The organism is Pirellulales bacterium, assembly GCA_035499655.1.
GTDB lineage: Bacteria > Planctomycetota > Planctomycetia > Pirellulales > JADZDJ01 > DATJYL01.
In genome coordinates, this window is the sequence record DATJYL010000233.1 from 1 (window position 1) to 11,721 (window position 11,721).

10 protein-coding genes and 1 tRNA gene are annotated in these 11,721 nt (G+C 52.1%); 5 read left to right on the plus strand and 6 right to left on the minus strand.

Going from position 1 to position 11,721, the window contains the following annotated elements:
* From VMJ32_18260 to VMJ32_18275, 4 genes are all read right to left on the minus strand, one after another.
* The coding region (locus tag VMJ32_18260; protein ID HTQ40965.1) for a ferrochelatase at positions 1 to 521 on the minus strand (521 nt) is incomplete at its 3' end.
* Between the two features lie 328 nt (positions 522 to 849).
* A complete protein-coding gene (locus tag VMJ32_18265) occupies positions 850 to 1,317 on the minus strand; it encodes a hypothetical protein (protein HTQ40966.1) in 468 nt (155 codons plus the stop codon).
* A 96-nt stretch (positions 1,318 to 1,413) separates the two neighbouring features.
* Positions 1,414 to 1,830: a carboxypeptidase-like regulatory domain-containing protein gene (locus VMJ32_18270; GenBank protein ID HTQ40967.1), complete on the minus strand. Its 417-nt coding sequence runs from the start codon at positions 1,828 to 1,830 to the stop codon at positions 1,414 to 1,416.
* Between the two features lie 125 nt (positions 1,831 to 1,955).
* The gene (locus tag VMJ32_18275; GenBank protein ID HTQ40968.1) at positions 1,956 to 3,266 is read right to left on the minus strand and encodes a DUF1559 domain-containing protein; all 1,311 of its coding nucleotides are present in this window, start codon (positions 3,264 to 3,266) and stop codon (positions 1,956 to 1,958) included.
* Between the two features lie 611 nt (positions 3,267 to 3,877).
* Between VMJ32_18275 and VMJ32_18280 the strand changes: the two genes are divergently transcribed.
* Both VMJ32_18280 and VMJ32_18285 read left to right on the plus strand, forming a co-directional pair.
* The gene (locus VMJ32_18280) at positions 3,878 to 4,879 is read left to right on the plus strand and encodes a PEP-CTERM sorting domain-containing protein (protein ID HTQ40969.1); all 1,002 of its coding nucleotides are present in this window, start codon (positions 3,878 to 3,880) and stop codon (positions 4,877 to 4,879) included.
* Between the two features lie 390 nt (positions 4,880 to 5,269).
* Positions 5,270 to 6,766 carry a dockerin type I domain-containing protein gene (locus VMJ32_18285; protein HTQ40970.1) on the plus strand — a complete coding sequence of 499 codons (1,497 nt, stop codon included), beginning with the start codon at positions 5,270 to 5,272 and terminating at the stop codon, positions 6,764 to 6,766.
* A 123-nt stretch (positions 6,767 to 6,889) separates the two neighbouring features.
* Here VMJ32_18285 and VMJ32_18290 read toward each other — a convergent pair whose 3' ends face one another.
* On the minus strand, positions 6,890 to 8,674 hold the full coding sequence (locus VMJ32_18290) for a glycosyl hydrolase family 28 protein (GenBank protein HTQ40971.1): 1,785 nt from the start codon (positions 8,672 to 8,674) through the stop codon (positions 6,890 to 6,892).
* 299 nt (positions 8,675 to 8,973) lie between these two features.
* On the opposite strand from VMJ32_18290, the gene VMJ32_18295 reads away from it, so the two are divergent.
* The 3 genes from VMJ32_18295 (at position 8,974) to VMJ32_18305 (ending at position 11,120) form a co-directional block, all read left to right on the plus strand.
* Positions 8,974 to 9,585, plus strand: coding sequence for an HAD family phosphatase (locus tag VMJ32_18295; protein ID HTQ40972.1), 612 nt, complete (start codon positions 8,974 to 8,976; stop codon positions 9,583 to 9,585).
* A gap of 26 nt (positions 9,586 to 9,611) precedes the next feature.
* Positions 9,612 to 10,919, plus strand: a complete 1,308-nt coding sequence (locus tag VMJ32_18300; GenBank protein HTQ40973.1) for a lactate racemase domain-containing protein — start codon at positions 9,612 to 9,614, stop codon at positions 10,917 to 10,919.
* Positions 10,920 to 11,045: 126 nt separating this feature from the next.
* Positions 11,046 to 11,120: transfer RNA gene (locus VMJ32_18305), tRNA-Pro, on the plus strand.
* Here VMJ32_18305 and VMJ32_18310 read toward each other — a convergent pair.
* On the minus strand, positions 11,102 to 11,721 hold a 620-nt coding region (locus tag VMJ32_18310), incomplete at its 5' end, for a hypothetical protein (GenBank protein HTQ40974.1). The two genes, VMJ32_18305 and VMJ32_18310, sit on opposite strands and share 19 nt — an antisense overlap.

Below are 11,721 nucleotides of genomic sequence, written 5' to 3' on the forward strand. Positions count from 1 at the left end.
GCCTCGGCGACGCGCTCAATCATCGATTCAATAAAGCCAGGATGATTGAAATATGCCCGGAGCTTGTCGATTTGCGGCGCACCCGGCCCCAACTCAGCTTGCGCAGTGGCAATGTTTTCTAGATATTGTCGGCAGCCAGAATAGGAACTGAACGCCGACGTGAAAAACCCCAACGCGTGACGGACTCCGTCAGCCTGCATTTTACGGAGGGCCTCGGCCAAAAAGGGGCGCCAATTGCGGTTGCCCCAGTAAACGGGTAGGCGAATGCCTTGTTGCTGCAATTCCGTTTGTAATGCAGCCACTAATGCCCGATTTTGCGAATTGAGGGGACTGATGCCCCCGAAATGCTCGTAATGTTTCGCGACTTCCAGCAGCCGCTGGCGCGGGACATTTCGCCCCCGAAGAACATTTTCTAAAAAGGGAATTACCTCATCGGGGCCTTCCGGTCCGCCAAATGAGACGATCAATAGGGCATCGTAACTTTGCGTAGTTTTACCCGTGCGACATCGGACAGTAGCCACAGTGAGCTTGTATTATATCGAAAGGACATTGGCACGGGGAATATCCTTCCCAATTTCTTCCTTCTGACGACAGTACGATCATCAGATACAAACGAAGGTGAACTTCATCGCTAGGAGGCCGAGTAAGAACGTGAAACCATCGAGTGGAAGTTCGTGGCTTGAGAGTCATATTGGATTCAAAACTTTCACAGGAAGGTAGGGAATTTCTAGGATAAAAAAGTGGCGCCTTGACCCGATCCAGTGCTGTGAGCCCTGAGAGAACCCTGGCTATCCCCCAATCTTCGTACCAGTGTCAGTGAGAGAATCAGGAAGCACGTCATTCAAAGGTTTATTCTGCTCGCACTGGAGCAACATCGGTAAGCCGATGACTGTTGGTCGCTTGCCAATTGGCTAGGTCGAAATCGAGTTGGTTTTGGCCTTCGTGGATCTCGACGTCGGCCGAGTAGAGAATTCTGCGCGGGATGACGGGGTTATTGGCGTGATCTAAGACCTCCGGTACGCAGATAAGTACTTCTTGCAGGCCGACCAAGACACCCGCTTTATCGAGCGAGTAGATTGCTTGGTAGTGGCCTTGCTGGTTAGTCCGGCCTTCGCTGCCACGGCCACCGCCGGCAGGCACAAAATCTATGCACAAATTTGGCTGCGGACGTCCGTGGAAGGTCACTCGTCCACTAACTGTGCCTAGCTCTATCTTGGAAGAGCTTCCTAACGAAGCGTAAAAGGCGCCGCCTAAAAAGGTGGCCACCACGATGAAGCAAGCACCAGCGGCAAAGTGAAGTAAGTCAAATCGCAACATGGCAAATTGCAGGCGACCTTAGTTGAATTCGTATTCTAACGGATGGCATAATCTGCAGCGAGTGCGCCTTGGTGCTTAGTCGTAGGTTGGCGATTCTTATTTAGATTTTTCCGCTTCGCTTTCGGCGAGATCATAATCGAATGTGTTAGAACCTGGTTTAATTTCCACTTCCTTTGAAACCAACTGCATTCCAGGGGAGACGATGTCACCGTTTTTGGTTTTGGGAGCCGTGGAGACGGTCAAGCGCTGCTTCCCGACGAGAGCACCCATTAGGTCCCGGGTATAAACCATTTGATATTCGCCGTTTTCATTAGTGAGCCCCTCGGATCCCCGGCCACCTTCCAATGGAGTAAGAAATATGGAAACTTTGGGTTGGGGTTTTCCGTTTTTTGTAATTCGCCCTGTCACACTACCTAATTGCACTCCCGAAGAGTTGCACCCAGCTGACGAAATTAGGATGATGGCCAACAAAACACTAGCGAGGCTTCGAAAAGATAGCGAAAAGAAAAGCATGCACTGTTTACTAATGAAATATACAGCAATGGTGAGCTAACAAAACCCTACGGAGACCACCAACAAAATTGTGCAAAACAAGACGGGTGGTTTAAGACACTCAGGCTGTCAATAATCTTTGGCTTTCAATAATCTTTAACAGTATAGGTCGTTCCGCTACTTAAATTCGTCATTGTGTTGCCGTCGTTAATTCCTCCCAGTAATTCCCACGTGGCCGCATCGATATTTTCACTGATGAATCGTACCGACCCGTCTACCATACCCATGTTTGCTCCGCCGGGATGCTTGCTACCGATGCAGTATTCATTATCTTTGCTTGTGCCGGCTAGACTATATCCGTTAAGCAGGAAAGAACCAGAACTGGCATTTATCGAGTTGCCGATGGTTGAGGGGGCGACGCAGTTGGCTAAAGCTTCGTCTGGATATTGGGCCTGCATGGGCCCAACCCACACGGCTGCCATACGGCCGCGGAATCCAAGTGGGCGAGTGTAAGTGCTGATGTAATCGCCATCGCGCTCGCCGATGGCAAAAGTTTTGCTTGTGCCATCCGTGACATCTTTGATTTTCGTTTTGCTATTGAAATATAAAAGGCCTTTCTTTTCCGTCTTTTCAGGGGGATTTGTTGTATTAAACGACGAGCTGATGGGCCCGTACCACCAAAACTGATCGCCCGAAGTGGGGCGCTTTGCACCCCTTGTTCCTGCAATTCCCACGTAATTCGATTTACCTGACACATCTTTTCCATAGATGTTTGTGGGAGTGGTCGTACTGCCATCCTGGCCAGCCGGCTGATTGAACAGTACGTTGATATTTCCTAAGGGATCGCTGGGGCAGAGGAACTCGGTGGGGGTAAACAGCGGCGCGCTGGCATATTGCCCGGTAGCGGCAGCATCTCTGCGGTATAAATCCAAAGGAGTGCTGGGATTGGCGGTTGAATCAAATACTTTCGCCCAATCGTAATCCATCCGCTTGGCATCTTGCTCATCGGTCGCGGGAGGAGTGGCGTTCTTGAAGACGTCGGCGGGCGTTTTTTCTTCCAGGAAGGGCAAAATAAAAGCCCCCCAGCCAAAGCAACTTTCCGTGCTGGCGCGGCCATAAGGCGCCGCATTAGTAAATGAATTGCCAAGATAGTCTGTGTTTGACCGGGGCGTGAACTTTATGCCTGGAGGAAAACTATTGTTCGCGCTATTGTAATTTTGCAGCGCTAAACCAAGCTGCCGTACATTATTGCTGCATTGAGACTGGCGAGCTGCTTCGCGAGCCGACTGCACAGCCGGCAATAATACCGCAATTAAAATTCCGATGATGGCGATGACCACCAGTAATTCAACCAACGTGAAGCCTGAGCGCCCAAAACCTGGAGTGAAAAGCTTTGCCTGAGCGCACTGGGAATCCAAGTCCTGCTTTCGCCTGAGCGCAGCGACTGAAGCGGCCATGGCCGACTCCTTGAACGAATTAATGATGATGCGGAGAGCAGCGGGAAAAGCACCCAGCACAAGCCTGCGAAACACTGGCAACGTCAAAAACCTATGCTGAGAACCTCACCCCGAAGTCCGGCACCTGAATGGCATTGACGATCCCCGACCCCCCCATTCAGGCAAGACGACTACACTTATTGGTATAAATGATTTTGACTGGAGAGTCAATGATTTGTGCCCATCAAGAATAGACTCAAGGCACCTCCTGCTTGACGGAAAGCCGATAGAAATGCGTTATTCCAACGTCGCTGACCAGGGAATATTCTGACACAATTCTCGCTAAAGCTGCAATTGGGGTGCTTGCCATCGTGTGAATGCACAGGGGGTCGCAGTGTGTTTTTTTCACTGACCCACTCACTGGCCCAGCAGGAAAGTAATTCAGGTATCCTTTTGGGAAAATTGTTGACATGCCCGTTAGGGCTATGTATACACAATGATGTACCGGGGGTTACGGTAGTCACAATCTCTTGCCGTGCGCTTGTTTTGGAAGAGGCCGCGCACCGTGAGTCAACATCTTTGTTTTGGGGAGGTGTCTCATGTATCGGTGTCGGCTTCTTCCAACGGTTTGTTTGCTTTCTTCTGTACACGCTGCGGCGGTTCTTGCTTTTGTGGCGGCTCTGCTAATTTGCTCTTCGAGCCAAGCAACCGTGATTGTGGACAATACCTTTAACTCGGGCTTGATCACTAATCCGCCTATCGCGCTAACGGCGCCGTATAGCACGACATATTCGGAGAACGGCGTCGATCAGGACGGCAGCGGCGATATCACCTCTTTGTGGACTGTCAATAACAACGGGGGGTCGACCACGCCATCCGTGGGTCACATGGTTTCGGCGATGAATACTAATGGAACTTCGTCCTACCAAATGACGACGTATTTCACCGCGCCCGGTACCGCCGTAGTCCTTGCCAATCCCGGTGACCAAATGGTCCTGACCTGGGTTTTTACGCCGACCGGCGTGGTCGCACAGAATACAAGTCAAGCGTTTGACGTGGCTGTAGTCGACTCTCCTGTTCGTGTCGCCACGATTAATAATAGCCTTCCGACAACAGGATATGCGGGTTACGCCATTTTCGGAAACATGGGCACTACGCTCGGTGCCAGCAATTCATTTGCGTTGAAGGAAGCGATTGCCAATCCAACCGATCTGATGAGTACTTCAGGCAACTGGGGCGCGAATGGGGTGTCTGGGACCTTGACGAATGACCCGAACGCAACCACAGGCAAAACTGGTTATGCCAGCGGTACGCAGTACACGATGACGTGGACGTTAACCCGTGGAATGTCAAACGATTTGATGGTCGATGTCAAAATGGTTGGCGGCAGCATTGGTGGCACAGGAACCGTTGAAGACACCTATGACGACACCAGTCCGAATAGTTTTACTTACGACACGTTCTCCTTCCGTCCAAACAAAGGCAGCACTACTGCTACGTCGTTTGACACGACTTTATTTGAGGTGCAGGGGCCGCTTGTGAACGTTCCCGAACCGGGAAGCTTGATTCTTTTGGGCCTGGGAGCGGGGGCCTTGGGCTTAATCACTCTGGGGAGGCGTAAAGTCGCCGAGTGAAAATAACGTGCTGTGACGTCCTCCGAATGGGGGGAGTTGCATGTGTGCGGAACTTAGGCATGGCTGATAATGAGCCTCGGCATAAAACATCGAGCCAGGGGGCTTTTTCATTTCTGATTTGGTAAGGGGGTCGATCCAATGGCGCGGGGTAATACCGGCATTCATATGCTGTGCGTAGATTGAATTGACATGTTTTTCCCTTTCAAGGCAGAATGCTGAATTTGGGATTTTGAAGCGCCTGCGCTGGCTTGGGCCAGTATAGGAGTCAATAGGGAGTGAAGAATCATGAGGACTTGCTTCGTTAGAATTGCCGACTTTATTCGCATTATTGTCGAAATGCGCGGAAGTATAGCGGGCCTTGCCGTATGCGTTGGCTTAGGGATGGCGTGGATGGTTCAGCCGTCTCAAGGCGCATTTACTTACGACGAAGGCGATAACACAAGTTGGTGGTATGATAACGTGAATTGGAGCAGCGACACGCTCCCGAATACGGGAACTGGCGCCGCCATGAACTCAGCTACGGAGGTCGACAATGGTTACGGCGTAAACCAGACCACTGGGGTCGGCGATGGCGTAGTATTCGATCCGACGAATGATCCCAATTACCTGGCTAATGCGGGGACTCCTCCATACGTAACCCCGTATCAATTGGGCAGATTTTATTTAGGCAACCAGCCCTCCGGCGCCAACCCACCCGCCAATTACAACACGCTCACCGTCAAAAGCGGTGAGTTGGATCTTGCCAGCCAGATGCGAATCGCTCGCACCGATCTTTCAAGCATGAGTGAAACTGTAACCGGGACGATTGTCCAGACCGGTGGTACCGTCAACCTGCAAGATACCAATAACGACGCTTATTTAAGTCTGGGAGATACAACGCATACCTTGGGTATTTATAACTATTCGGGGGGAACCCTACTCTTTCAAACACCGTCAACGTCAACCAGTTCCAGCCCGGGGGTTCGGCTGGGCAACGTGCTTACTGCCACCGGCAAGTTCATCGATCGGAACACGGGCGCCGCTGGCGCCATTCAGTTGGCGAATATGTATGTCGGTTATAACGGCATTGGAATTCTGGAATATCACTACGGATTGGATCAGAGCAGCCACGGCGATGTTCGGCCCATTCAAATTGTCGGCACTCCGTTTACGGGTGAATCGTCGAACGGACAGCTAGCGCTTCGAAACGGCGTGAGCGACGGCATGACTCCTTTGACACAAGCGTCCGAGTTAAGTTTAGTGTTGGATGCGGCTCCGACCGTGGTGGGCGGCATACCTCAAAGTCTCGGATTAGTGAGCTTCGTATCCGGGGCTAGCGGGATTAAGGGGTTGAGCACGAATCCGAAGATTTTCTACGCGACGGACGGCATTACACCCTACATTCAGGGTTCCACGATCTCGGCCACCTTCGGCGGCAACACTTACGATTGGACGATTTCTTACTCCGGCTCGATCACCTACAGCAATGCCGCCACCTCTGCCATCAGCATGATTTCGGGAAACGGGGGGACGGACATAGTTTTGATCGGAGAGAGCGTTGCGTCAAACATTCTGTTGGGAGATATGAATTTTGACGGACATGTGGATGCGAAAGATATTGCCGCATTGGAAGCCGCCTTGACGAATCCTAGCGGCTATTTGTCGACCGATTTTGGCTATGGCACCCCCGCCTCGCACGGTGTCACGACAAGTAATATGGGCCAATATGCAGACGTGAGCGGCAACGGAAAATTCGACAATGCTGACCTGCAGGCCTTACTGAAATACCTCAAGGGTGGCCATGGAAGTCTCTCCTCGGTCGTGCCAGAACCGGCCAGCATTATATTGGCTGGAATAGGCTTCGCGCTCGTCGGCTGCACATGGCGGCGCCGCCGCACAGCCGTTTAAGGCTTACTGCCGTAGACGCCGCTAAGCAATCTGGCTTCGCAGCAGCTTCGTGCGATGCCACAGGACCATCTGTTTGGCCTGGCCGCCTGTTCTCTGGGGTTTCGCACGCCCGGGGTGCAAATATCACCCGCTCCGAACGGTAACGCGCTGACGCATGCGAATCGACGTCAGCAAGCAAAGCCCAACTGCTAATAGGACCACCGACGCCGGCTCGGGCACGCTGGCAGTTGATCCGAAGCCGCCGCTCTGGGAGAGTAACTTTAAAAAAACCTGCAGATCAGCGCTGCTGAAAACAAAGTCGTTGTTCAAATCGCCGATGACTTCCATTTGATCGCCGAATAATGCGTCGTACTGCGAGCTAACTTCCAGAGGAAAATAAGTTTGCCGGTAGCTGGTTAAATTGGTTAGCGCCAGCATCATCGCTTGCAGGTCGGCGGCATCGACGTGGCCATCACGGTTGAAATCGCCGACCACGAGCCCCACCGTACCCGGCGCTTGGTTGGTGAGGTCGTAAAGACTTTTCGTTGCGCCGTTGATCGTAAGTCCGTTGACATCGACATTGGCTCCGTACCATAAATCCATCTGCAAAGATCCGGTGATATTTACTTTGCTGAACGCCAGCCCATTGATGGCATTGGCATAAGGCGTGGCGGTGGGATTGGCCGAGGCGTTGAGCCCGTTAATCAATACGGTAGAAGTTGCTCCCGTGGCGGTTACGTTTTCGTAGGAAATGTTATCCCACTGGGGCGTGGTTCCGCTGAAAGCGGTGGGCGGCAAGGGAGTGGACGGCGTTCCGCCATAGGTATAAAAGGCGGTGTCGTTGGGGGAATCGGCGAACGTATCTCCCCCATCATAATAACTTTCGATGGCAATGGGGTTTTTCACGCCCGTCATGGAGATGTTGATGTACTTCACATTCTGCAGCACCCCGCCGACATCGCCCGATTGGGTTTGGTTCGGATCGTTCCCGTCCTCAGCCTTCATTCGCAACCCGTAGGTAATACTGTTCTTACCGTTTTGGTTGGTATCACTCATGTTGCTAGGGTTGAATGTACAGTTAGCCACGATCATATTCGAGACGCCGGCCGCCGTGCCGCCCCCGACCGAAATGCCGTGCCCGTTATAGATATTGCAATTGTAAATAACGATGTTATTGCACGCGGTGCTGGCCGGCTTGGCGACAATGTCGTCATCACCATCAGCAATATTGCAGCCTTGGATGCGGAAATTGCTGCCTGAATAATCAATGCCGTCGGTATTGGACAGATACGTTTTGCCCGTACTACTGGTGAGGGCGAGATCGTCATTGATGTTGACGTTATTGATTGTGACATTGGTGTCTTTTTCCGGCACGAGATGCTCATGACCGGAGTTTTCGATCGTGACGTTGGTAATTTCCAAATTGGTTACTTTTTGGAGCGTCACCAGATTGTTGCTGGTGGCGGCAGTGGCGTGACCGTCGATAATGCCGCCGCCGCTAATTTCCATGTTGGTGAAAGTTCCGGACGAAGGCGTAGTGATTAATGTTGCGCCAGCGGTGTTGGCTTGCAGGATTGCATTGGGGTCGATTTGCAAGTTCACGCTGTTTTGCATAGTGATCACATTCGATTTGAAAGTGGACGTTCCCGTCATTGGGCCGGGAATTTCAACCGTGCCCCCACCATGCGCTGAAGCGTAGCTGATGAAGGCATTGATGACGCCAGCATTCGTGGAACCGGAAGCGCCGGTACTAGCCACAGCGCCGCCGTCGATAAGCGGATTAGTGAGGGTGACGTTATAAACGGTGGAACCAATGGTCGGCAAAGGAGGAGCCGCTGGTAGTTGGACCGGCGGCGTTGTCGCCGCCAGCGCAGTGCCGGCGATGCACAAAAAAACAGCAGTGGCCGCAATCCAGACATTACGTTCCAAGCGACACGCACTCTGGCTGACACACGCCCACAAGCTTGGACAGAATAGACTCATCGCACCCTTCTCCGCCACGCGGAAGAAACCGCTGGCCGCTCCCCAAATCAGAGACCAAAATCCCCGCTCCATTATATCAATAACGGGCACTTTACAAAGCGAAAACCGCGGAAAAGGCGTACTTCGACAGAAACTTCCGAATCGGCCCGGCATTTGATAGGATGGGCTGCTTTGCGGGCATTTCCAATCGTGAACGAGAGCGATTTTCATCTTCACTCAGTTAGCCTGCTAATGGGGTAATTGCCGTGTCGACCATCCGAGCCATGTTTTTGGATGTTGGCGGGGTTTTACTCACCAACGGTTGGGACAGCAAAATTCGCCGAGCACTGGCTGATCGCTTTCATCTGGATTTGCAAGATTTTGAAGCCCGGCACCACTTGACGTTCGACACGTACGAATCGGGCAAGATTTCGTTCGATGTTTTTCTGGAACGCACGGTGTTTTATAAACCACGGGATTTTACGCCAGCGGACTTTAAAAAGTTCGTGTCTGATTTTACGCAGCCGTTTCCCGAAATGATCGAATTATTCACGCGCCTGAAGAACAAATATGGATTGAAGGTGGCCGTCGTCAGTAACGAAGGGCGTGAATTGACGTTTGACCGTGTCCAGCGGTTCAACTTAAAATCATTCGTCGATTTTTTCATTGTTTCCAGCTTCGTTCACTTGCGCAAACCCGATGCCGACATCTACCAATTGGCGCTGGATGTGGCCATGCTTGAACCCCAGCAAGTGATTTATATCGATGATCGGGCCATGCTTGTAGAAGTTGCGTCCCAAATGGGAATCATCGGGATTCAGCATACCAGCTATGATACAACTAAAGCCCGCTTGGCCGAGCTGGGATTAAGCATTTAGAGCCTCAGCAATTTAAGACCATTTTCATGCCTTGGTTCACCGAACGCGCCGCGGAAATCTCCTGGGATCGGTTGCACTTGCTGATGCAACAGACGGTTGTTGAGGCACGCAGGCGGATCTGCGCCCAACCGAAAAAAGTGCTGCTGCTACCGCCTGATATTACACGCATGCATTCTGGCGCGGGCCGTCTGACAGAAATTTTGTATGGCCTGCTCAAAGATGAAGCGGAGATTCACGTCATCCCCACGCTGGGACAGCACGTGCCGCACACGCCTGAGGAAAATCGGCAAATGTTCGGCGCGATCCCCAACGAACTGATTCATGCGCATGATTGGCGCAACGGCTGCACCACAGTAGGGCAGATTTCCGGGCGCTTTGTTGACGAAGCGACTCAAGGGGCCGCCGATTGGCCTTTTCCCATAGTGCTCAATCGAATGTTGATGGAAGATTCATGGGATTGGATCGTTAACATCGGTCACGTCGTTCCCCATGAAGTGCTAGGCTTTGCCAACCACAATAAAAACTATTTCATCGGTTTAGGTGGCAAGGATCTGATTTGCGCTGCTCACATGGCGGCGGCGTGCTGTGGAATTGAAAATAATCTTGGGAACCTCGTCACGCCGGTGCGGGCTTGCTTCAATCGCGCTGAAGATGACTTCCTAGGAAAACTTCCCGATTTTTATGTGCAGGTGGTGTTGGCCCGCAATCAGAACGACAAACTGGTGCATTCAGGAATTCATGTGGGTGACGATCTAGATACTTACTTGGGCGCCGCTCGGCAATCGCGAGAACAGAACATCACCATGTTCGACGAGCCTGTGCAGAAAATCGTGTGCGTTATGCAAGGCGACGAATTCTTCAGCACGTGGGTCGCGAATAAAGCAATTTATCGCACGCGCATGGCGCTGGCCGATAACGGCGAGTTGGTGATTATCGCACCGGGGCTGAAACGCTTTGGAGAGCAGCCCGAAGTCGACGCCTTTATCCGCAAATATGGATACGTCGGCACGCCGCGCGTGATGGAACTGTACCGGCAGAACATCGACATGCAAGATTTGGCTCACGCCACCGCCCATTTGATCCACGGCTCAAGCGAAGGACGATTCACAATTACTTACGCTCCGGGGCACCTAACGCAAAAGGAAATTGAAGGCGTGAATTTTCGCTATGCCGACATTGCGGCGACCATTGCTCGCTACCGGCCCGACCACTGCCTGCAAGGCTGGAACAACACAACTGATGGCGAGCGATTTTATTTTATTCCCACGCCCTCCGCCGGATTATGGGCCACGCGGGAAAAACTCTACAACCGACTTAGTGGATTTGCGGAATAGTGAAGATTTTTGCGTGAAATCACAAGGCGGCAAGAGAAGGGAGTGGCTCGGAAAGCAGACGGCCAAAAGGGAGATGGCGTTGACCACACCGGTTGGTCGGCTAGAATCAGCTGTTTGCCAATATTGCGGGGCGTGGCTCAGCCTGGCTAGAGCGCTTGGTTCGGGACCAAGAGGTCGCTGGTTCAAATCCAGTCGCCCCGACTCACCTTTGTGAACGAAATGCTCTCCTGATCGGCAAAATGGTTATCAGGGCATGCCAGTGGCGGTTCTTCGCTGCTGGCATGCTTGTCCTTCCGCCCCGCATCAGCTGACGCGGGGATTGCTTGGTCCAAAGATGTTTTGCTCAGGGTGCTGCATCCATCGCTAACATGCTCTGGGCCATAGAGTCTTATCGGTAAATCTTCCGAATCGAATGCGATGATTCCCCCAGCGATACGACGGACTTCTCGCTTCTTTCCCTTAATTGCGCCGACAAAGTTCAAACCAATCCAAAGATTCAGTTCTGTCAAAAGTGGACGCAAATCCTGGCGAGCACCCTGATCGGTAGCAGCCTGCAGAATCCTTGCGAACAGGGCCATGGCGGCGTCGACCTGCTCCGACTTCGACACTTTAGGAAAGACTGAACTCTTCAAATTTTCCAGTTGTAGTTCAGCATTTTTAAGCTCCTTCGAAACACGATCGAACTCGACAGCAAGAAATTGATAACGTTCATCATCCGATTCGCGTGACATGCGTCGGCCGACCATTTCCCGATCGATTTGTAACGGCGCAATGTTTTGCTCGATGGCCCGAATTTCCGCAT